This is a genomic window from Gynuella sunshinyii YC6258, from assembly GCF_000940805.1.
Classification (GTDB): Bacteria; Pseudomonadota; Gammaproteobacteria; order Pseudomonadales; family Natronospirillaceae; genus Gynuella; species Gynuella sunshinyii.
This window is the reverse complement of sequence record NZ_CP007142.1, coordinates 3,791,794-3,817,049: the sequence shown is the minus strand read 5'-3', so window position 1 is coordinate 3,817,049 and position 25,256 is coordinate 3,791,794. Positions and strand designations below refer to the sequence as shown.

At 53.3% G+C, this 25,256-nt stretch carries 2 protein-coding genes; both read left to right on the top strand.

Going from position 1 to position 25,256, the window contains the following annotated elements; genetic code table 11:
• Positions 1 to 57 precede the first annotated feature (57 nt).
• On the top strand, positions 58 to 14,460 hold the full coding sequence (locus YC6258_RS16260; RefSeq protein WP_044617900.1) for a non-ribosomal peptide synthetase: 14,403 nt from the start codon (positions 58 to 60) through the stop codon (positions 14,458 to 14,460).
• A complete protein-coding gene (locus YC6258_RS16255; protein ID WP_052830344.1) occupies positions 14,460 to 25,256 on the top strand; it encodes a non-ribosomal peptide synthetase in 10,797 nt (3,598 codons plus the stop codon). The genes YC6258_RS16260 and YC6258_RS16255 overlap by 1 nt, the downstream gene beginning before the upstream one ends.

Sequence of the window (25,256 nt, the reverse complement as noted above, 5' to 3'; positions counted from 1 at the left end):
GCTCAGGATACATTCAAATTCACAGAGACCGACCTAACGACTCTGGAAAACAGCAGGATGAAACTTTCTTTCAACGAATTGTTACACTTAAAGAGCACGTTTCCTGACACTATTTCGTTCTGGAAACAAACCTTGTCGGCGCCATTGCCAATATTGAATCTGCCTGTTGATCGACCCCGTTTAACAGCTTTGGATAAACACAAAACAGACACTGTTGTCAGTGTTGTTTCAGCACATACGGCTCAGGCTGTTGTCAATTTTGCCGATGCTCAAGATACTGACCCGGCAACTGTTTTTCTGACATTATTCATTGTTTTTCTGTATCGCCATACCGATCAACAGGATATTTTGTTCGGCCTGTTAATGGATATGACACGCGACAGTGACAGAGCTGAATCCACGAAGCAGCTGGTCCCGATGCGGGCGACAGCCGTCGGCACTCAGCCATTTGGCGATTTACTGCATCATGTCCGTCATACTCTTTCTACCATGTCTGCTCACTCTGCGTGTACGTTTGAAAACGTGTGTCAGGTCTTGGAAGTTGATGCCGATGTGCCATTGGAAGATCCTTTGTTCTCGGTCGGATTTGCTTTTCAGGATATCAAAAAAAATGATACGGAATGGCAGTTGAACTGGAAGGATGGTTATGAGTTGTTCGTGCAGATAACTGAGCGACGCGGTAATTTTACAGTCGTCATAACCTACGATATAGGTTTGTTTGAGGCATCGACAATCAATTATCTTCAGAACCAGTATGTCAACCTGATTGATACTGTAATGGATGATCCCGGACAATTGCCGGAAATGTATTCACTATTATCCCGGCAGGAAGAGCAGACCATACTGGATGATTGGAATGCGACTGCAGCAGAATATCCACAAGAACAGTGCTTTCACGAGTTATTGGCTGAGCAGGTAAAAAAAGACCCGGACAAATCTGCTGTTTTTCACGAAGGGAATCATCTGTCTTATCAGGATCTTGAACACAGAAGTACTCTGCTTGCCCGTTATTTGCAATCCACCGGTGTTGGTCCCGGTTCGTTGGTCGGTCTGTGTGTTGAACGTTCTCTGGATATGATTGTCGGGCTTATCGGTATCCTCAAATCCGGTGGCGCTTATGTCCCTTTCGGTCCGGATTATCCGGAGGACAGGCTGCGCTATATGATGCAGGACAGCGGTGTACAACTTGTCCTGACTCAGGATCGTCTGATCTCTGTCATATCTGCCTGGAGTGGGGAAGCTGGCAGCATTATCGCGCTGGACCGGGACTGGCAACGGATCGAGCAGGCTGCGCAGACTGATTTTCCACTACCGCGACAGGTCACGCCGGATGATCTGGCTTATCTGATGTATACCTCCGGTACGACCGGTCGCCCCAAGGGGGTCATGATCCCTCATCGGGCACTGACTAATTTTCTGGTGTCCATGAGTCGGGAGCCCGGTCTGCAAGCATATGATCGGCTGCTGGCAGTGACCACTTATTGTTTTGATATCGCCGGACTGGAGCTTTATCTGCCGTTATTACAGGGTGGTGAGTGTCATATTTGCAGTGAAGAAAACAGCCGCGATGCACAACAGTTGCTGCAACAGATTCGCACCGTTAAACCCACCGTTATGCAGGCCACGCCAGCAACCTGGAATATGTTGTTTCATGCCGGTTGGAAGAATGAAGAGCGAGTAAAAATCTTATGTGGTGGCGAGGCTCTGACAGACTCCCTCAAGCGCAGGTTTGCGGACCATGATTGCGAAGTCTGGAACATGTATGGCCCGACGGAAACTACCATTTGGTCGACCTTGCATCGCCTGGAAGCGGGATCGAACGTATCCACCATTATCGGTCGTCCGATTGCCAATACTCAGGTTTATATCGTTGATAAAAACATTCAACTGCTTCCCGTCGGCATCGCAGGAGAGTTGTGTATTGCCGGTCATGGTCTGGCCAAAGGCTATTGGAATCTCCCTGATACGACGGCAGAAAAATTCCGTGCCAATCCGTTTTCCGGTCAGACCAGAATGTATCGCACCGGAGACCTGGCCCGCTGGCGGAGTGATGGCACGATAGAATACCTGGGGCGTATGGACCATCAGGTGAAAATCAGAGGCTTTCGGATTGAACTGGGCGAAATTGAAACCCGGATCAGCAGTCATCCGGAAATTCTCGAAAGTGTGGCGGTGGTCAAAGAGTACGGTGAAGAGCGGCAACTGGTGTGTTATTACACGACGATAGACGCTGCTCCCATCGCTTCACAGCAATTGCGTGAGTATCTTCAACATTCGCTTCCGGACTACATGGTTCCCGGCCTGTTTATCAATCTGCAGGCAATGCCGTTAACCCCCAATGGCAAAACAGACCGCAAAACATTGACTGAGCGGCCATTGGAACTGACCAGGGCTCAGACTGAACAATCTCCTGAGTCGGCGCTGGAGACTCAATTGTGGACACTATGGAAAGACCTTCTTCATATTGAAAACATCGGCATAAACGATGGCTTCTTTGATGTTGGCGGGACATCAGTTTCCGCAGCGGTTCTGGTACAGCATATTAGTCAGAATTTCGATTGCGACATGACGCTGGCGACGTTGTTTTCTCATCCGACCATTCGCCAGCTGGCGCATTATATTTCATCCGCTGACAGCGAATCGGTCAGCCGCGAAAACATCGGTCGGGGCAGAACAGTGGCGGATGTGTCCGAGTCGCCCATTGCGATTGTGGGTATGGCCGGTAAATTCCCGGGCGCGAAAGATCTGGATGAGTTCTGGCTAAACATCAGTAGCGGGCGTAACTGTGTAACCACTATTCCGGAATCACGCTGGGACTGGAAGTCCCATTTTGGCGATCCACTGTCAGCACAGGGCAAGACAACCATCATGTGGGGAGGCTTCATTGATGGGGTTGCTGCGTTTGATCCATTGTTTTTTGGTATCGCCCCGAGGGAAGCTGAACTCATGGATCCTCAGCAGCGGTTACTGCTGACGTATACCTGGCTGGCACTGGAGCACGCGGCGATTACTCCGGCAACGCTGGCGAACCAGGATACCGGTGTGTTCATGGCGGCTTCCGCCGGTGAATACCGTGATTGCACATCATTGGATCCGGAAGACTACGGCTATCGTATGACCTCTGAAATGGTTTCCATGATTCCCAGCCGGATATCTTATTTACTGAATCTGCGCGGTCCCAGCGAGCTGTGCGAAACCACCTGTTCATCGTCACTGGTTGCCATTCATCGGGCGATGCAATCGATCCACACCGGGGAGTGTAAACAGGCCATTGTCGGGGCGGTTAACTTACTGCTTTCACCCGCAGGATTCAGCAGTTACGAAGCCATGGGATTACTCACATCCCACAAGCAGGTTAAATCATTCCAGGCGGATGCCAGCGGGTATATCCGGGCCGAAGGCGTCGGGGTGGCAATACTCAAACCTCTCAGCAGTGCCAGGGCAGATGGTGATCGCATATATGCGGTGTTAAAGGGCAGCGCGGTTTTCCATGGGGGAAGGGGGATGTCGCTGACGGCTCCCAATGGAGCCGGCATGGAAGCGGCAATGATTCGTGCTTATGTTGAGGCAGGTATTGACCCTCGCTCAGTGGCGTATATCGAAGCTCATGGAATTGCCTCGGCTGTCGGCGACAGTATCGAAATTGAAGCACTGAAATCCGCATATCGAAACGCAGCGGAACGCTGTCAGAGCGACCTGGAGAACACCGCGCAGTGTCACCTGAGTTGCCTGAAACCCACCATGGGACATGGTGAGGTGGTGTCGGGTATGGCCGCACTGTTTAAAACCGTATATGCATTACGCCATCAGGTAATTCCCGGACTGCCGGGATTCTCCGGTTTGTCTGAGCACATCTCCCTGACCGACACGGCGTTTGTGATCACAGCGGACAACCATCCCTGGGATCCATTGACAGACCGTCATGGAACCACGTTGCCGCGACGGGCGAGTATCAATAGTTACGGTTTTGGTGCCAGTGCACATCTGGTATTGGAGGAATATAGCTCCTCTGAACCTTTCACCGCGTCATCTGCCAACGTCGCCGAAATCATCATTCTCTCTGCCAAAAACCGGACTCAACTGCAAGCCATGGCAGAGAACCTGTGTGCTTTTGTCGCCCGACAACCACGGCTTTGTCTTGGTGATCTCGCCTATACGCTGCAAGTGGGCAGGGAAGCCATGAGAGAACGCCTGGCAATTGTGGCTGCTGATCTGAATGAATTGCAAGACAGCCTGGAGCAGGTAATTGGAAATAACATCTCCACCGTATTAACCGGCACGGTAACCGCCGAACCGATTGATCAGGAAGCACTTGAGATCGAAGTGCGTAATGCCAGTGAGCAAGGTGATTTTCAGGCACTGGCGCGTGCCTGGATCAACGGCGCAGACATTTCGTGGATGGATCTGCATCAACATAAACGCCGTCGAAAAATACCGTTGCCAACCTACCCATTTGATCAGAAAGCCTACTGGGCCACCCCGTACAGACAAGAGGAAATGAAACCAATGACAGACCAGACCAGGACGAAAAAACGTATTTGTATCATCGGTGCGGGTCCTGCCGGACTGGTCATGGCGAAATCCCTGCTGGAAGAAGGACATGAGCCGGTCATCTATGAAACAGAATCAGTCCTGGGTGGTATCTGGAATATCAAAGCGGACAAAACCGCCGGGGTATACAACAGCACCCGGTTTCAGAATTCCGCCGATACCAGCTTTTTCTCTGACTTTCCCGCAGATACTACAGATGGTTTTTTCCTGGGTGTTGATCAGGTCAGAGCCTATTTGCAGGCTTATGCCTCCCGGTTCGATATCCATCAATACATTCACTACAACAGCAAAATCATTGCGGTCACAGAACATGGTGACCAATGGAAAGTGGATATCGGGGAGGGTGATCAACAGCAGACCCGGTATTTTGATGGCGTAGCCATGTGTCATGGCCGTTACAAGCATCCGTTCATTCCAACTATTCCGGGGCTGGATCAATTTCAGGGTGAGGTTCTGCATTCCGGCCAATACTATGACAACCGGATTTTTGCCGGCAAACGGGTGCTGGTGATCGGTAACGGCGTCAGCGGTATGGATATCGCCGAAGAAGCCAGTCATGTCGCCAGCGCCGTGTTCTGGTCCATGCGATCCCTGCGACTGGTATTGCCGCGCATGGTTGGTTATCTGCCAAACGATTTTATTTCACCGGCTAATCTGCTGATATCCAAAGACAACAGCATCATCATGGAGCGTCTGAAAAACTCCATGCCCGAATACTACGAGTGTTACCAGAAGAGTGGTTTGTTTCCATCGCTGGAAGATTTCAGAGCCAACCCGTTTGTGCATATCAATGATGGTGTCATCCAGCGGGTGGCGGAAGGTGCCATTCAGACACACGTGGAGGATATTGAACGTTTTACCGGGCGGGGATGTATTTTCAGCGCTTCCGGAACACACATTGAAAACATCGACATGGTGGTGTTGTGTACCGGTTATGACAACAGCCAGTCCTTCGATTATGTCAAGCAGTTTTCCATGCGCGATGACTTTGCCATGGGCTTGTTTTATCGCCAAAACCCGAGTCTGGTGAATACCTATGGACTGCAAAATGTCGGCACGACCGGAACCCTTCCGTACCTCGAAATGGTCGCGCGCTGGTATGCGCAGATTATCTCCGGCAACTATACCCTGGATGCAGAGGAACTGAATCACCGGGCAGGTGAGGGAGAGATCGTGGTGGCACCGCTGGCCAATGTCATCATGGGTTTGAAACTGGGATTATTACCTGATCCAAAAACAGAGTTTCAGGCCTTCTGGCGTTGCCTGAATTATCCTTCTTTTCCGCCGATGTATCGACTGCGTGGCCCTCATGCTGATCCGCAGGCGCAAAGTGTGTTGTCCAGGTCCGTACAGCGTTCGCTGATTCAGCAGGGTGAACATGATTCACAATTGCAGACTGTCAAACACCGGTTGCTGGCAGGTCTGGGTGAAGAGGTGATGCAGGCCTTGCTGGCACGGCAGGAAATCAGTCAGGAGGAATATCTCCAGGCTCAGCGCTGTGGTGAAAATGCCATTGTATTATCGTGGGATACCCAGGTTATCAGGCCGGTCAAAAAGGCGTCCTCAGCTGTTTCGCAGCAGGCTTCAGTGCCTGCTGATCGCTTGGCTGAGGAAGCATTTCAGCAACGTATCACTGAACTGATGTCACAGACATTGAAACTGGATGTCGGGCAGATCACTGCTGATCGCCATTTAAGTGACTATGGTTTCAGCTCCGTCACACTGACCGCTTTTTCCAGAAAAATCACTGACGAGTACAACATCCGTCTGCAACCATTTGTGTTTCTCGAATACACCACACTGAAAGCGCTGACGGATTTTCTGTATCGAAAATGGTCTGAGCAACAGCCTGCCCGTACACCGGTCAACGCTGTGCGCGAGGATAAACAACAGCTGACCACCCATTCAGTCTCAACTGCGTTACCCACTACTGCAAGCCACGAGGTCGCCATTATCGGTATCGGCGGCAGGTTGCCGGGTGCCGAGTCGCTGACTGAGTTCTGGCAGAACCTGATGACCAACAAGTCATCGATTTCCACCGTTCCGGCAGACCGATGGTCATGGCAGGCCTGTGATGGTGATCCTCAACAGGACAACAAAACCGACTGTCATTACGGCGCTTTTATTGCAAACGTCGGCTATTTTGACCCCCTGCATTTTAATCTGTCACCCCGGGAGGCCCCCCAACTGGACCCTCAACAGCGGCTGACGCTGGAAGCTACCTGGGAAACCCTGGAAAACGCCGGATATGCAAAGAATGCTCTGTATGGCAAAAAAGTGGGTTGTTTTATCGGTGTGGAACGGCAGGACTACGCAGCCAGAGCCAGGGCGCTGGGATATCCGGTTGAAGGTTATCTGAATACCGGTAACAGCCACGCCATGCTGGTTAACAGGGTCTCGCATTTCTTTGGCTGGCAAGGGCCGGCAATGGCCCTCGACACCGCCTGCTCAAGTTCATTCAGCGCCATACAGACGGCTCTGAAAAGCTTATGGACCGGTGACGCCGAACTGGCTTTGGCCGGTGGCGTAAACCTGGTGCTGAACCCGGATGTGGTGATCTGCAATCGCAAACTGGGATTGTTTACCGGTGAACCTCAGGTCAGACCTTTTGATCGTGATGCCAACGGTCATTTTTTCAGTGACGCCCTTGGCCTGTTGTTGCTGAAACCATTGGCCGCAGCAGAACGTGACCGCGACCATATTTATGGCGTGATCAAAGGTTTGTCGGTACGCCACGGTGGCCAGGGTGTCATGGTAACGGTACCGAATCCCGCGTCTCATCAGGAGGTTATTCAAGAGGCTCTGCAACAGGCCAACCTGCAACCATCTGATATTGATTACATTGAAGCGCAGGGCAGTGGCAACACCCTGACCGATATCGCAGAGCTTAAGGCTTATCATCAGGTCTTCGGCGACCGTGACGACCCCATGCCTATCGGCACAATCAAAGGGCATATGGGACATTTTGCCGGGGCATCCGGTGTCATTGCAGTTATCAAGTCATTGCTGTCATTCACCAATAATCAATTGGTAAAGGTGGAAAATTGCCAGCACTTGAACTGGGATGCAGATGATGAGCCATTCCGTTGCCATATTTTGCAGCAGCATCAGAACTGGTTGCCCAGACGCGATCGGGGCAGACGGATCGGGGTACACAATTTTGGATTTGGTGGGGTGACCGGGCACCTCATTCTGGAAGAACATCGTCAGCGGGATCAGCACCTTGCAGAGGCTCCTGCGTCCGAATATCTGATTGTCTTCTCTGCCCGTAAAGCCGAGCAGTTGGTTGCCATGGCGCAGCGTCTGCTGAGCTATCTGCAAAATAAAGAATATCGTTACCATGGGTTTGAAACGATCTCATTGCGGGATCTGGCATACACCCTTCAAACCGGCCGTGAAGCCATGACACAGCGCCTGGCTCTGCTGGTTAAAAATCATGCGGAACTGTTACAAAAACTACAGCAGATCGCTGATGGAGCAGCGCACCTTAATCACTGTTGGCGCGGAAATGCCGAAGAAGGTTGCGACGGTCTGACCACACAGGCGCTTCGACAGGCAAACCTGAGCGTGTTGGCGGAAAGCTGGTGTTGCGGTATGACTCTGGACTGGGAAGTGTTATATCACGGCCAAAAACCGGCAAAAGTAGTGCTGCCAACCTTTCCGTTTTTAACAACCTGTTACTGGATAGACGCTGTCGATCCTGAACCGCCGCATACGGATGACAAGCCAACGGAAAGCGCGATGCCAGAGGCATTCAAAGGCATGATCCCGACTCTCAACGGCACCGGTACCATGACCCGGCAACTGCTTTCCTGTTCTGAAGCCTTTGTGGATTATGCCGGGCAATGTGATGGCGAAGTATTGGACCTCGGCTGCGCCTATGGTGCCGCTGCGTTATCAGCACTGGCGCGCGGCGCCACGGTTCTGGCGGTCGATATGGATGCCCGGCACCTGGAAATATTGACCAGACAGGTCAACGGCGAAGCGCGGCAGCGAATCAGTACCCAACAGGGAACCGTGCCTGAACTCGATCTGCCGGGCAACCGTTTTGGCGCCATTCATGCCGGCCGGGTGTTGCATTTTTTGAGCCCGCAGGCCTTGCAGCTCACCTTGACGAAAATGTATCGCTGGCTGAAGCCCGGCGGCAAAATCTTTCTCACCTGTGACACACCTTATTTTCCCCAATGGGCTGCCAATGTCTCTGACTATGAAACCCGTAAACAGACAGGAGATTTGTGGCCCGGTTATATCGCCGATCTGAAACATTATTTTGCCAGCCATGCAGATATCAGTGGTTATGGTGATGCCAGCGCGCATGCTGACGCCTTGCAGGGGATGACAGAGATTAATCTGCTGGATCCTGACATTCTGCGCCGGGAATGTCAGAACGCGGGATTCACGGTTGAACAGGCCGAATTTGAAACCCTGGCGGTCAGCGTCAATGGTGCCCGGCCCAAAGGCGGTGTTGAACATGTGAGTCTGATTGCCGTCAAGCCGGTCACTGCAACAGCAGAGTTAACGGATGCAACTGATGAATCCCCAGCGGCAGAGCTGCAGCTGGAGAGGGTGTTGCACAGTATTACAGAGATGCTGGCAGAAGAACTGGACCTTGACCAACAGGAGATCTCTGCCAATCACAAGTTTTTTGAACTTGGGCTGAATTCCGCCATCGGCGTATCGTGGATGAGCCGGATAAACGAACGCTACGGCCTCCTGGTTCCGGCGGCACGGCTTTTTGCTTACCCCACGTTACAGGAGCTTGCCCGGTACCTGCTTGGCGAAATATCGAAGCAGCCGTCGGACGTGACAAATTCGACCCGGCAGAGTTCTCCGTCACGCAATGAATCAGCGGCCAGTTCGGTATCATCCTTTTCAGTATCATCGCAACAAACTCAAATTGCAGTGATTGGATTATCTTGCCGTTTTCCCGGTTCGGACAACGCTGAGGAATTCTGGAACACCATCCAGAATAAACAGGATTGTATCGATGAGGTTCCACCGGAACGCTGGAACATGGCCGATTATTTTCACGCAGATCCCGAACAGCCGGATAAAACAGACTGCCGTTATATGGGGGTATTGCAGGATGCAGACTGCTTCGATCCGATGTTTTTCAACATCACGCCGTTGGAAGCAAGGCATATGGATCCCCAGCAACGACTGTTTTTACAGGCGGCATGGAGTTGCCTTGAGGATGCCGGCTATGCGTCCGAAGTGATTTCCGGCAGTCGTTGTGGCGTATTTGCCGGTTACGGTAATTACGGTCAGAACCAAATGGAATCAGGGTTGAATGCCCAGCGGTTTCTCGGTGGCAGTCCATCTATTCTGGCGGCGCGCATTGCTTATTTCCTGAATCTTCAGGGGCCGTGTCTGACCATTGATACCGCTTGCTCGGCTTCGCTGGTGGCAGTGGCAGAGGCCTGTAACAGCCTGGTGCTGGGTGATTGTGATATGGCTCTGGCTGGCGGGATATCTGTTTTGACCGGTCCGGATGTTCATATCATGGCAACCAAAGCCGGCATGCTGTCGACCGATGGCCGCTGCTATACCCTGGATCAGCGTGCCAACGGTTTTGTTCCTTCAGAAGGGATTGGGGTGGTGGCGCTTAAGCGCTTGAGTGACGCTCAGAAAGACAACGATATCATTTATGGTCTGGTGCAGGGGTGGGGAGTTAACCAGGATGGCCGGAGCAATGGCATTACTGCGCCCAATCAGCAGGCCCAGGTCCGCTTGCAAAAGCATGTCTACGATAAATTCGGCATTAATCCCGAGCATATCCAATATGTTGAGTTACATGGCACCGGCACCCGGCTGGGCGATCCTGTTGAAGTGGATGCGTTGACTCAAACGTTCCAGTCCTATACGGCAAAACAGCAATATTGCGCCATCGGTTCGGTCAAAAGCAATGTCGGACATGCGCTGGCGGCAGCGGGCATTGCCGGGCTGATCAAAATGCTGATGGCCATGCAACACCGGCAGTTGCCACCGACCCTGCATGTTGAAGACGTCAATGAACATATCGTCCTGAATCAGTCGCCTTTTTACATCAATACCGAAAGCCGGGACTGGGAAACAGACGGTGTAGACAGGCGCAGGGCGGCCATCAGTTCATTCGGTTACAGCGGTACCAATGCCCATGTCGTGATCGAAGAGTATGTGTCACCGCCGGTTCCGGCACCGGCACAACTGCAACCCCTGCTGATTGTTTTATCTGCCAGAACCCCGGAGCGTCTGAGGGTTATGGCTCAACAACTTCACGATTTCATCGGTCACCATCCTGATCTGGATCTGACCAATCTCGCTTACACCCTGCAGGTGGGGCGTCAGGCCATGGCAGCCCGATCAGGAATAATGGCGGAATCGCGAGAGGACATACTGGAGAAACTTCAGGCGGTATCGGCCGGTGCTAAAACCGGTAGCGGATGCTGGCTGGGGCAGAGCCTTCAGCATGAACCGGTACTCAGTCTTTTCAGCGATGATGACGACATGGACAAGACAATCACCGCGTGGATGCATAAAGGTAAGTATGCAAAGTTATTGTCGCTCTGGGTATCCGGCTTTGACATCGACTGGCAGCAGCTGTATCAGCCAGCTTCTACGGCTGAACCATCCGCCAGTCCGAGACGTATCAGCTTGCCCACTTATCCGTTTGCCCGTGAACGTTTCTGGCCGGAGGCGGTATCAAGTTCTGATCGTGGACAGGGATCTCAGCATTCCCGTCGGCCCAATCATCTGCAACTGGTCGCGCCCGGCAAAGTTCAGGCCCGGAAGGCAGATTTCCGTTTTCTGACCAAAACCTGGGAGGCTGTGCCACAGAGCCCCGTTCAGGCACCCATGCAGACCATATTCGTTCTGACCACACCGGCAACACAACTCCTGGCGACACTGGTGGCCGCAGAGCTACCGGGCAGTGTGGTGCTGTATCCGGAGGATCTGGCGACCTGGTCAGAAGACTATCCCACTGATCCATTCGGCTGCGTGGACCTGCTCGGCTGTGATCAAAACCGTCACGATTCACTGGAGTGGCTGGAAGGGCTGCAACGACTGATCAGTCAATCGTCCCAGACCCGGAAAATGCTCTTGGCTGTCACCCAGGGGCTGGAGGCCTGGCACAATCCAATGCCGGTTCTGAAGGGGGCAAACCGTGTCGGGTTATATCGCATGTTGCAGAGTGAATATTCATCGGTGCAAAGCCGGCATATGGACGCTGACCCAGCGATCCAGGGTGTTGAGCTGGCACGGCAGATTGCCGCTGAATTGCGTATATCCGATGAAGTCGCCGAGGTCTGTTATCGTCATGGCCAACGCTATCGGGCAGTACTCAGAGAAGTGTCGGATGCCGGCGAACAGGCAAAACCGCTTTTTGCCGCCAGTGAATGGCTCTGGATCACCGGTGGCACACGAGGGCTCGGGTATCAATGTGCTCAGCATTTTGTCCGTCACTATGGTGTTAAAAAGCTGCTGTTGTCCGGTCGTGAAACATGGCCACCCCGGTCAGAGTGGCCGTTGCTGATTGCTCAAAATGATCCTCGGGCATCACAAATGTCCGGCATTCTGGCGATGGAACAACAGGGTGTAGAGGTCCGGGTAGAATCGATTGTCCTTACAGATGCCACAGCGGTCAGCGCACAGCTGACGAAAATCAGAGCAAGTGGAACACTGGCCGGTTTGATCCATTGTGCCGGAAATATGGACACCGAAACCCCCGCATTTATCCGGAAATCCATTGCAGACATCCACCAGATACTGACTCCCAAAACAAGTGCTCTGGATACCGTACTGTCACAGCTGGGCGATGATGAGCTGAAATGTGTGCTGCTGTTTTCATCGGTTGCCGGAATCATTCCGACCCTGGGGGCCGGACAAAGCGACTACGCCATGGCCAATGCTTATATGGACTACGTGGCCACCAGCTGGCAGGGGCGTTGTCCGTTGGTCAGTATTCAGTGGGCGCATTGGCGGGAGTCATCCATGGGCGAGCTGAAAGGAGGAGCCTACGGGCGTACCGGCTTGCTCAGTCACAGTCATCAGCAAGGACTGGCGATGCTGGATGAAATTTTGTCCAGGGATATGGGGCCGGTCGTCCTGGCGGCGCAGGTGAACGAGGCTTTGTGGCGGCCACAGCAATTAATGGCGCGGCGGATAGCCGGTGAATCAGGTGAGTCCGCTCAGGCGGTTGACTCGAAACCTGACATTGAGACCGTTCAGACCTGGTTAAAAACGTTTTTTTGCCGGCAACTGGAGATTTCTGAAGACAGTATTCAATTGCAGACGGCCTTTGAACAGTATGGCGTTGATTCGATTCTGTTATCACAGTTATCAAGTGCTCTGGGCAAGGCATTGGCACAGCCCATGGATCCCTCGGTGCTGTTCGATCACTCCAGTCTGGCAGCGTTATCGGAATGGCTGCTTGATACTCATGCAACGGCATTGATCAATGTCCTGTCATCAACCAATGTCCTGTCATCAACCAAAACCCCGTCCTCATCCAAAGCCCCTGCAGTGGCCGTTGTCAACCGTCAAAATACCGTATCAGACCATTCGGACGATATCGTGGTGGTCGGCATGTCCTGTCGTTTTCCCGGTGCAGCTGATCTGGAAGCTTACTGGCAATTGTTATCTGCAGGGCAGAGCCGAATAGCAGCGGTGCCAACAGAACGCTGGGGCAAACCGTCCTCGTTTTATGCCGCGCTGTTGGACTCCATTCATCATTTTGATCCTGATTTCTTTCATCTATCGCTGGCAGATGCACAGATGATGGATCCTCAGGCATTACTGGTGCTCGAAGAAAGTCTGAACATGTTTTATCACGCCGGATACCGCATGGATGACATCCGTGGCACGGCTACCGGTGTTTACCTGGGCAGTCGCAGTCGTACTGATTTGCCAGAGGCGCTGCTGGAACGGGCAGATAACCCGATTGTGGCACTTGGCCAGAATTACATGGCGGCTAATATCTCACATTTCTTTGACCTTAAAGGCCCGAGTCTGGTGGTCGATACCGCTTGCTCCTCGGCATTGGTGGCCATGAATATGGCGATTGAAAGCCTGCGCAATGGCGACAACGAGATGGCTCTGGCGGGTGGTGTCAACCTGCTCACCAGTGATCTGGTACACCGGACCTTTGCGCGCCGCAAACTGCTTAGCAGTAACGGTGATTTCCATATCTTCGATCAGCGCGCTGAGGGGATAGTGCCTGGAGAAGGGGCCGGCATGGTGTTACTGAAAACCAGGGCACGGGCTGAACAGGATGGCGATACGATCTATGCCGTGATCAAAGCGTTAAGCTTAAACAATGACGGCCGCACCGCCGGACTGGCAACACCCAGTATTCATGCACAAAAGAAAGTCATGCTGTCGGCGCTGGCAAAAAGCGGTGTTAAAGCCACAGACATCAGTTATATCGAAGCCAATGCGTCCGGCTCTCAGGTTACCGACCTGCTGGAACTGAAAGCCATGGAAGCCGTTTACCGTTCATCCGCCCGTATTTCATGTGGGCTGGGGTCGATCAAGCCCAATATTGGCCATCCTCTCTGTGCCGAAGGTATCGCTGGCTTTATCAAACTGGTGCTGATGTTAAACCATCGTCGCCATGTTCCGTTCTTGTCCGGGTATCACACCATGGACCACTATCCAATTGAACGGTCGCCATTCGTTTTCCATCGTGATTCGAATGACTGGAGCGGCACACCGCGTATTGCGGCATTGAACTGTTTTGCCGATGGTGGCACGAACGCTCATCTGATCGTTGCAGAAAGCTCGAATCCGAACGCGGTCCGGCGCCCTGTGACACCACCGGTATTGCACCGAAGAGATCTTCGCCAGCAGGATACGGTTGTTGACAACAACTGGTGGGAAACGTCAGCGACAGTCGGTGCTGGAAACGGACGGGCGGTAGGGGATTCCTGATGGAGAAATGGTTCAGAATCAGCGCTGATCACCCCATACTGAAACACCATCGGGTGTATGGTCAGCGAATGATACCCGGTCTTGCCTATATTGACTTTATTTACCAGTTTTTCAGGGCTCAGGGTTTTTCCCATGTCGATCTTGAACTGCGTCGGCTGAAGATATTCTCGCCTCTACAGGCAGATGAAGGTCATGAAGTTCGCCTGCATTTTCACTGCCAGGAAACGGGGCAGGGGAGCTGGGATGTCCGCATCGATGGAGAGCAGGTCATAAACGGCCAGCGGCATGGTGATTTCAGACATTATGTCAGCGCCGAAGTGCATCGCATCGAAGCGGTCAGCTTGGATGGCCGACTGGATATTCAACGGATTGTCAGCCGCTCTGAAAAAACCGTTGCACTGGACGATATCTATCGCCGCATGGTGGACCGGGAGCTGGTTCATTCCGGTTTGATGAAATCGCAGGGATGCATCCACATTCACGAATCCAGCCTCACCGTTGAGGTATCGTTATCGCCTGATGCCATGACGGATGCCGCGCAGTTTATGTTTCATCCGGCGCTGATTGATGCTGCTGCCGTGGCCGCGGTTGCGTCACTGGTGGAGGGTGAAGACCGGCTGTTTCTGCCGCTGGTCATCGATAGCTTTCGGGCATCAGAAGTATTTTCCAGCCGTTGCCGGGTTCATCTGGAGATGGATTCAGTTCACCATAAAAACGAACTGCTGTTTATGGATCTGTTGTTCTTCGACGATGATGACAAGCAGATTGCCGAGCTGAAGAATTTTTCGGTCAAACTGGTCAGAGATGCAGGATTTATTGATCCGGAGCGTCGTCTTGAACCGCTGACTGATCAGCCCGTCGGGCGACAGGCAAGGCATGATGACCAGAAGGCCACCCAGGCTGAACAGTTTCTTATGGAAATGATGGCCTCGCTGCATAACCAGCGGCTGGAGGATCTTGATCCCGCCCGGGAATTCCACGAAATGGGATTGAACTCAGCCGGCCTGTTGACCCTGGTGTCGGCGCTGGAAACACAGTTAGCCACACAACTATCACCCACGTTATTATTTGAATATTCCACGATCTCGGCTCTGGCCGAATATCTGACCGAACATCATGAACGTTCATTGGCAGCACTGTTGTCCAAAGGTGTACAAAGTACCGCAGCCCCTGCTGTTTCCCGCAGAATGGATCCACCCGGCGCTATCACGGCCAGGGCTGAGGCTGATGATTTATCGGCAGGGCAAAAAGGACTCTGGGCGTTACAAAAACGTCATCCGGCCATGAGCGCCTACAACGTTCCTTTGTGTTTCTCCGTGACCGATCTCAATGTCGACATTTTCAGCAGCGCCTGTGCATTTGTGCTCAGGCAGTATCCGATATTGACTGCCGTTATTCGCGAGTCTGGTGGTGAACTCAGGCATGTGCTGCAAGCGGAGCAGGAGCCGTATATTCTGCAACAGGATCTGCGTGAATGCCCACCCGGACAGCTAAATGACGTGATTTCCCAGGCCATGAAACAACCCTTCAGCCTGGATCAGGGACCGTTGTTGAAATGTTACCTGTTCCGTCTTTCAGACAGTGAAACCAGGGTATTAATCAATGTCCATCATATTATTTTTGATGGTGCATCTATCCCGCTGCTGATGAAAACATTGTTCAATGGCATGCAAATGCTGTCAAACGGCCAGCAACCAAAGGTATCGCATGTGTCTGGCAGCTATCAGCAGTTTGTGCAGCAACAAACTGATTTGATGCACAGCCCTGAAGGCCGGAAACGCCTGTCATACTGGCAGCAACAGCTTGCCACGCCATTGCCGGTATTACACCTGCCGGTCAGCCAGCCTCGTGATAACGTACACACGGCCTTTGCCGGCCGCAGCATCAGCGACCATCTTCCGGTGTCCGTGGCTGAAAAAATAACCGGGCTTGCCAGAGCCGCACGGGTTTCTGCGTCCACGGTGCTGTTGGGGCTATATAAAATACTGTTGCTGAAGTACAGCGATCAGCGGGATATCGTTGTCGGCATACCGTTCAATGAAAGAAGTCAGCATCGGTACGAAGATGTCGTTGGTTTTTTGATTAACATGATTCCCATTCGGAGTCAGATCCGGCTTGAAAATACCTTCTTCGAGTTTCTGACCGGACTGCAGAAAACCATTGTAGACGGCCTTGCCCACAGCTATCCGTTTGCAGCATTGATCCGTTCACTGGAACACGACTCTTCACAAACCGCTCCGGTGTTTCAAACCGCCTTCATGTATCACGACATTCTGAAAGCACTCAGCAACAGCCGTCATCCGTTTCAGTGGTGTGAAGAGGTTTTTCAGGAGGGTGAATATGAACTGGCGCTGGAAGTGGCAGAAACGGCAGATACCTTCATATTGCATTGGAAATACCATCCTGAATTGTTTAGTGCCGATGTGATTGAACGCATGGCAGATCATTATCGGCAGCTGATGGATAACGTCATTGCCCGGCCTGAATTGTCCCTGCGAGATTATTCGCTGCTGTCTCCGGCAGAACGAAACAGGCTTTTGTACGATTACAACGACACTTCGGTCAGCTACGACAAAACCCTGACCGTGGATCAGCTGTTCGATATTCAGGTGCAGCAATCACCCACAGCCACCGCAGTGAGTGATGTCGGGCGAACACTGAGTTATACCCGGCTATCCGGCAGGGTGAATGAAATCGCCGATTATCTGCGTGCACGCAGTAGCGGCGGCAGCAATGTTCATGTTGCCGTCTGCCTGCATCGTTCCGTCGACATGGTAGCCACTTTGCTTGGGATTCTGCGCGCGGGCATGACCTATATCCCACTGGATCCGGCATTTCCGGAACAGCGGCTGAACTATATTCTGGCTGACAGTCAGGCGAGCCTCATCGTGACTGAATCAGATCTGATGACGAAGGTTACCCGGCTGCTTCAGGCGGCCACCGCCGCAAACCGGGCTGAAGTCATCGTGCTGGATCAGCCCTGGCCGGATGTGCCGGCAACGACTGTATTGCCGGACAATTGCCGGCAAACAGACAACCCGCTGGCGTATATCATTTACACCTCGGGCAGCACCGGCCGGCCGAAAGGGGTGATGGTGACACACCCGGCCCTGACCAATTTTCTGTTGTCGATGGCAAATTGTCCGGGGATGACCGGTGCCGACACACTGCTGGCGGTCACCACTTACAGTTTTGATATTGCCGGTCTGGAATTGTTCTTACCGTTGATCGTTGGTGGTCATTGTTATATTGCGGATACCGCGACCAGCCGCAATGCCGAACAGCTGAAAAGCGCTATTCAGCAACTCAGACCGACCATCATGCAGGCGACCCCTTCGACCTGGAGCATGCTGTTTCATGCCGGCTGGCAGAATACCGAACAGGTCAGAATTCTGTGTGGCGGCGAGGCGTTGCCGGAATCACTCAAACAGCGTTTCTGCGACAGTGGCAGTGACGCCTGGAACCTGTTTGGTCCGACTGAAACCACCATCTGGTCGACCTTGAAACAGCTTGAAAACGATCAGCCGGTCAACATTGGCAAACCGATTGCCAACACCCGGATCTATATTCTGGATCAACAGCAACAGCTGACCCCGACCGGAATGGCCGGCGAGCTTTGTATTGCCGGCGATGGCCTGGCAGCCGGTTATTGGCGACGCCCGGAACTGACCGCGGAAAAATTTATCGAAAATCCGTTTGAGCCGGGTGATCGGCTGTATCGAACCGGAGATCTGGCGCGATGGACAAGCTCCGGCGAGCTGGAATATCTGGGGCGACTGGATTTTCAGGTCAAACTCAACGGCTTTCGTATCGAACTGGATGACATCGAGAGCCATATGAACCGGCATCCGGCTATCCGGCAAAGCGCTGTCGTATTGCATCGACGTGGGGAAGTCAGCCACCTGGTCGGCTACTACGTTCCGTTGCAGCCCCATTGGCAGGACATCAACGCGCTTAAGGCACATCTTCAGGATGGGTTGCCGGATTATATGATCCCGGCCTTTTTCGTCCCTTTGGAGCAGATGCCTCTGACTCTTAACGGCAAGGTTGATCGCAAGTCGCTGATGGAACGGGAGATTGTGCTGGTGCGTCAGGATGACCGCTCGTCTTCCTCGCAACCGCTGCTGGAACAACAGTTGTTGAGCATCTGGAAAGATGTGCTGGGACTGGAGGGTATTCACGTGACCGACCGTTTGATGGATCTGGGCGGAAACTCGGTGTCAGCAGCGATTCTGGCAGAACGCGTCAGTCGCCACATTGGTTCGGGAGTTACCGTAACCGATCTGTTCACCTACCCGACGATTCGCAAGCTGGGCCAGTACCTTGAAAAACAGCTACCGGGCAATGACCCGAATGTATTCCCAGAGCCGTTATCGCAGTCGCTGAACCGGTCATTATCGTCTCCGGCTGAGCATCCCGACTATTATCACTCCAGTCTGGCGATTGTTGGCATATCCTGTCAGTTTCCAGGCGCGGAGGATCATTGGCAGTTCTGGCAGAACCTCATCGATGGCCGCGAGTGCACGACACGGTTATCTGATGAAGAGATTGCCAGACTGAACTTATCGGCCGCGGTGCTGAACAATTCTGCCTACGTGCCGTTGTCTTTGATGATGCCGGACAAAGATGCTTTCGATCCCGAGTTCTTTCAAATTTCTCCCGCCAACGCCGCCATTATGGACCCGCAGTTCCGGCAGTTATTGATGCACGCCTGGCGGGCTGTCGAAGACGCCGGTTATGTTCCGGAAGACATTGCCAGAACAGCGGTTTTCATGTCTGCCAGCAACAACTTTTATCCATCATTCACCGGACAGCTGAGTGCTGAACTTCAGGTGATGGATCATCCGCAGCACTACGTTTCCTGGATACTGGCTCAAGGCGGCAGTATCCCGACGATGATTTCCCATCAGCTGGGCTTGACCGGTGCCAGTGTGTTTGTGCATTCCAATTGTTCTTCTTCCCTGACCGGTCTGTACTTTGCGCGTCAGGCATTGCAATCCGGCGAGGTGGATTACGCACTGGTGGGCGGTGCCACATTATTCGACACCTTTCAGGCGGGATATGTGCATCAGCCGGGACTGAATTTTTCCAGCGATGGTCACTGCAAAGCCTTTGATGCACGCGCAGACGGCATGATTGCCGGTGAAGGGGCAGGGGTGATCATGGTTCGCCGGACCATGGATGCCATCGACAATGGTGATCATATTTACTGTTTGCTGCGGGGCATCAGTATTAATAATGATGGTAATGACAAGGCCGGTTTCTATGCCCCCGGTGTCAGTGGTCAGTCTGCCGTCATTCACAACGTGTTGCAGCAAACCGGCATACATCCCGAAGACATCAGTTACGTGGAGGCCCATGGCACCGGCACGGCGATTGGTGATCCCATTGAAGTGGCCGCCCTCACTCAGGCGTTTGCCAGCCAGACCCGCAAACAACAGTTTTGCGCCATTGGCTCGGTTAAACCCAATATCGGCCATCTGGACACCGTTGCCGGGCTGGCCGGTTGCATCAAACTGGCCATGAGCCTGTATCACAAAACATTTCCGCCATTAATCAACTATCAACAGGCGAATCCCGGTATTGATTTTGAGCATTCTCCGTTTTATGTGCTTGAACACCCCAGTCACTGGAAAACGGAGGATCTACCCAAACGGGCGGCGCTGAGTTCCTTTGGGATTGGCGGCTCCAATGCCCATGCCATCCTGGAGGAATATCGTCAGCACAATGCCAATGCTTCAACCGCAGCGGCCCCGGATCATTCATTGGTCCTCATTCCGCTGTCAGCCATGGACCAACAGCAGCTGCATCTGGGGGCCGCAAGGTTGCTGGCATTTTTGCGTGATCGTCACAGTGATGTGGCTATTGACCGGCTCGCCTATACCTTGCAGGTTGGCCGTAAACAGATGCCTGCCAGAGTCGGGTTTGTGGTATCCACCGTGGCAGAGTTGGTTGAAAAACTGTCGGCCTTTGTGAACGGTGATGGACCAATAAGCGGGCTGTTTCAGCAACCTGACCAGAAGGCAGCTGAGGGAACCGCATCCGACGATGACCTTCGTATCTGTATTCAACAGGGGCGGTTGGAGCAACTGGCCAGGCTCTGGACTCAGGGGAATGATCCAGACTGGAAGAGTCTGTATCAGCCGCAGGCTCATCCACTGCGAATGTCCCTGCCGGGCTATGTTTTCAAACGGACACCTTATCGATATCAGAACCCGTTACCCCGGCCATCGGTCAGTGCCCGGCAAGTGGAAAAGCTGCACCCGTTAGTCCATCGCAATGATTCCGACTTTGAACGACAGCAATTTACCGTGGTGTTGAATGGCGAAGAGTTTTTCCTGACGGATCATGTGCTCGGTGGCAAAAAGATTCTGCCGGGCGTTGCCTATCTGGAAATGACCCGGTTTGCCGGCGAACAGTCCTGCCGGCAGCCGATTGTGTCTATCCGTGAGGTGGTATGGATGCAACCGGTGGTGGTGGGGCAGGATCCATGTGAGCTGGTTGTGAGTCTGCATGACGACGCCGGACAAATCCGTTTTGAAGTACACAGCGATGCCGCCAACCCCATTCTTCACAGTCAGGGACTATTACTGACCGGTTCGGCAACGCAGGCGGATGATCATGTCCGCACCCTGGATATTTCCGCTATCCGGGAGCTCTGTAACCAACAATATTCACAACCCTGGTTTTATGACCGGCTGATGGCGGTGGGGGCTGACTATGGCCCGGCGTTTCAGGTTATTGAGACCTTGTATCAGAATGATGATCAGGTGCTCGCCAGACTGCATCTGCCGGAGGACACCCGCTTCGGCAATGACGAGTTTTTCCTGCATCCAAGCATTATGGACGCAGCCTTTCAGTTAACAGACAGCCTGATTTTACAGCCACAGGAAAGCGGTGGTTATCTGCCGTTTTACGTCAAACAGATCGATGTGCTGCGACCCACCCCCAGTCACGGTTATGTCCATGTGTATTTCAGCCCAGGGTCAGACCGTAGCGGTTCGGTAACCCGTTATGATATCGATATCGCCGATGCCGCCGGCCATATTTGCATCTCCATGAAGGAATTCAGCGCCCGGAAGCTGGTGGAGGATGAGCTTCATCACCAGATGCCCCGGATGGTCACCGGGCCGGAAATGTTCTATCTCAGTCCCGCCTGGCAACATCAGCCTGCGCAGACAAATGTGTCTGAAGAACATCCGGATGATGACCATGTTGTGCTGCTGGCCGGTGTCACTGAAGGTTATATCCATTCGCAGAGCCTGCCTGCCGGTTGCCGGCTTGTTTATTTGCCGCACCGATTGGAACCAGGGCAGACTGACGTTGTGACGTTTGCTCAACAGGTTCAGGCGGATTTTCAATACGGCTTTGAGGTCATTCAGAGCTACCTGCGCAGTCCATCCGGTAAGCGCCTGCGAATACTGATTCTTGTACCCGGGAACATCGAACATTTTGCCTTCCATTGCCTGTCCGGCTTGCTGCAAACCGCTCAGCTGGAGAGTCACCGGGTGCTGGGTAAGCTGGTGACCGTCGAAGCGCTGGCAAGTTATGACGCGGATAGCCTGTCAGCCATCTTAAGGCAGGAGTTTTACAGTGGTTTCGAACATGTCCGGGTGCGCTACCGCCCGGATTTCACCCGGCAAATTCAACTGACCGAAAAACTGGAGCTGCCATCCCGCACCGTCAGCCCGCTCAAGGAAGGCGGCGTGTACTGGATTACCGGGGGCTCCGGCAAGCTTGGGCTGCAACTGGCGAGTGCTCTGATGCAGCAAAAACGGGTCAACATTGTTCTGACCGGCCGCCGGCCGCTGTCAGCGCCGTTGCAACAGGCTCTGGATAGCCTGAATAGTGACACTGGCAAGGCCGTCGAATACTGGACGGCAGATGTCAGTCTGGTGGCAGATACCACTCGGGTGGTCAACCGGATACGGGAAACGTATGGCTGCCTCAATGGCATTTTTCACTGCGCCGGCGTGCTGCGCGATGCATTTATCCTGAATAAAACCGCCCAGGACATTCAACAGGTCTTCGCGCCGAAAGTGCACGGCCTGCTGGCCATCGATCTGGCAACCCGGCATGAACCTTTGGATTTCATGGTGTTGTTTTCTTCGGTATCCGCCGTGTTTGGCAATATCGGGCAGGCCGATTATGCCGCTGCCAATGGGTTCATGGATGCGTTTGCCGGCTATCGTAATTTTCTCCAGACACAGGGACAGCGGTATGGCAGAACCTTCGCCATCGACTGGTCGCTGTGGCAGGACGGCGGTATGCAGATAGACGCTGACAATCAACGTGCGCTGTTGCTGAAACAGGGGGTTGCCGCCATGCCAACGGAGGCCGGAGTCGATGCCCTGCTGCGGATTCTGAGCAGTGATCGGGAGCAGGTGATCGCCATGGCTGGCGACCGTCAGGTAATGGCAAGTGTTTATCTTGATAACCATAACACCCGGTCCGAAGTCTCAATCGAGCCCGTTACTCACTCGCTTCCGGTAACGGAGCTGACAGACAGAGTACAGGCATCGTTACGGCATATTGCCGCGCAACTGGTCGATGTTGATGAAAACAGCTTTGATGAAGGCAAGGCATTTGGTGCTTATGGTTTTGATTCCATCTCTTTCACACTGTTCACCAATCAACTGAACGAGTTGTATGGATTGGAGGATCGTCAGGGCCGTGCGCTGGCACCGACGGCTTTTTTTGAATATCCAGACATCAGTGCGCTGACCGGTTACCTGCTTGACCAATACCAGGACAGCATTCAACACCATTTTTCTGACCTGCCTGAGCCTTCTCCGGCGACTCCGTCAGTGCCGAAGATTTGCGGCGATTCCGGTGAATCACTATTACCCCGGACAAGTCATGCCGAGCCATCGGTCTCTGTTCAGAGATCACCATCCCGATCAACCGGTGACGATATCGCCATTATCGGCATGAGCGGAAAATTTCCGCAGGCCAGCGACATCGATGAATACTGGCAGAATCTGGTAGCGGGTCGGGACTGTATCAGCGAAATCCCGCAACAGCGTTGGAGCTGGCAGGCTCTGTGGCATGATTCGGAAACTGCGTCGCCGAGTATGAAGTGGGGCGGATTTATCGAGGGTTATGGGGATTTCGATCCGCTGTTCTTCGGCATATCGCCACGCGATGCGGAAATCATGGATCCGGCACAGCGGCTGTTATTGATGCACAGCTGGCTCGCCATAGAAGACGCCGGCTATGCCGCATCCCGGTTATCCGGCAGCAGGACCGCCGTATTCGTTGGCATTGGCAACAGTGGCTATGGGGACCGGCTGACAGCCTGTGAAACGGACATCAACGGCCAGACCGTGATTGCCACGGTGCCTTCCATGGGACCAAGCCGGGTCAGTCATTTTCTGAATCTGCGGGGGCCGAGCGAACCGGTGGATACGGCCTGTTCCTCCTCTCTGGTGGCCATTCACCGGGGTGTGAACGCCATTCTCCATGACGATGCGGATATGGCCATCGTTGGAGGTGTCCAGGGGATGTTTTCTCCGGCGGTGCACATCAGTTTTGCCAAAGCCGGCATGTTATCGCCGGATGGACGCTGCAAGACTTTCTCAGATCAGGCCGATGGCTATGTGCGCGGCGAGGGCATAGGCATCCTGATATTGAAAAAGCTGGCTTCTGCGGAACACGATCAGGACCGGATCTACGGAATCATCAAAGCCAGTGCCGAAAATCATGGCGGTCGTGGCAACAGTCTGACCGCACCGAATCCCGAGGCGCAGACCGAACTGCTGGTATCCGCCTACACCCGCGCCGGGGTCGATCCCCGCAGTATCGGCTATATCGAAGCCCACGGTACCGGCACCGCCCTTGGTGATCCGATTGAAATCAACAGCCTGAAAGCCGCTTTTCAGAGGTTATATCAGCGTATCGGGGTCACCATCCCTGACCATCAACATCGTTGTGGCATCGGTTCGGTCAAAACCAATATCGGTCATCTGGAACTGGCAGCGGGTGTGGCCGGTGTCATAAAAGTCCTGCTGCAAATGCAGCACCGGACGCTGGTTCCGTCGCTGCATGGTCAGCCACTCAACTCCCATATTCATCTGCAGGACAGCCCGTTTTATCTGGTCACAGAACAACAGCCCTGGCAGCGGACCACAGACGCCAATGGCGATCCGGTGCCATTGCGTGCCGGCATCAGTTCGTTTGGCTTTGGTGGCGTTAATGCACATGTGGTGCTGGAAGAGTATCAGCCGGTGGCAAAACCGATACCGGCAGTGGAGACCGGACAGGGTGTGATCATTGTGTTATCGGCCAGAACCCGGGAACGGCTCCACGCTTATGCCCTTAAGCTGTTGCAGTTTATGGATTCAGAGCCATGGCAACAGCCTGAGGTCACCCTGGCGAGTCTGGCTTACACCCTGCAAACCGGTCGAGAGGCCATGTCACAGCGGCTGGCATTTGTGGCTCATAGCAGAGAAGACGTGCGGGAATATCTACAGGCCTATTTGGCCGGCGCGGATCACTGTGATCAGCCGTATGCAACGCACAGAGATCAACCCGATGCCCCGCTAATGGATATGCATGCCATAGCCGCCCGTTGGGCGAAGGGCGCGGATATCGATTGGCAGAATCTGTATCGCAACGGGACGCCTCGCAAAATCAGAGTGCCTGCCTATCCATTTGCTACAGAAAAATACTGGCTGCAACCGGATCGCGAACCGTATCAGCCTGTTCGCAATGATCTGCATATGACTGATCGGGAACTCAATCTGAAGTTATCAAATGAGTTTGCAGCCTTACTGGATGCAATCAGTAAACCCTGA

What these genes read in the sequence shown, in the direction of transcription:
- YC6258_RS16255 (WP_052830344.1), top strand. Translation starts at nt 14,460, where the DNA reads ATGGAGAAATGGTTCAGAATCAGCGCTGATCACCCCATACTGAAACAC.
- YC6258_RS16260 (WP_044617900.1), top strand. Translation starts at nt 58, where the DNA reads ATGAAACTTTCTTTCAACGAATTGTTACACTTAAAGAGCACGTTTCCT.